Origin of the sequence: Tritonibacter sp. SIMBA_163 (assembly GCF_046535935.1) — a bacterium.
Taxonomy (GTDB): domain Bacteria; phylum Pseudomonadota; class Alphaproteobacteria; order Rhodobacterales; family Rhodobacteraceae; genus Epibacterium; species Epibacterium scottomollicae.
In genome coordinates this window covers 1-262 of record NZ_JAWJBP010000649.1, presented here as the reverse complement: position 1 = coordinate 262, position 262 = coordinate 1, and the positions used below count along the sequence as shown (strand labels likewise).

1 protein-coding gene is annotated in these 262 nt (G+C 55.7%); it reads right to left on the bottom strand.

The window, feature by feature from the left end:
* Positions 1-214 (bottom strand): CZB domain-containing protein (locus R0J92_RS23910; RefSeq protein WP_411053509.1); only part of this gene is annotated, 214 nt, incomplete at its 3' end.
* Between the last annotated feature and the right edge of the window lie 48 nt (positions 215-262).

Here is a 262-nt window from a genome sequence, read left to right as displayed (position 1 = left end):
AACGCAGCCCTTCTCCCGTTAAATACCATCGGCCAAGTGTGCAATGTTGATGATCCGTTAACGGCTCATCCAGCGAGGCCGACAGCAACTGATGATAGAGGCGGCTTTTCCACACGGCGTGTTCCAGCTTGGTTGCATGTAAACACGCCGTTGTGGTGCTGTGATGAATCACCTTGTACATATGCCTGGCCTGATCGGTGAGTTGCTCAATCACCTGCTCCGCTTCTTGGGCGGCGCTGGCTAGCGCAGAAGCCGTTGCGCG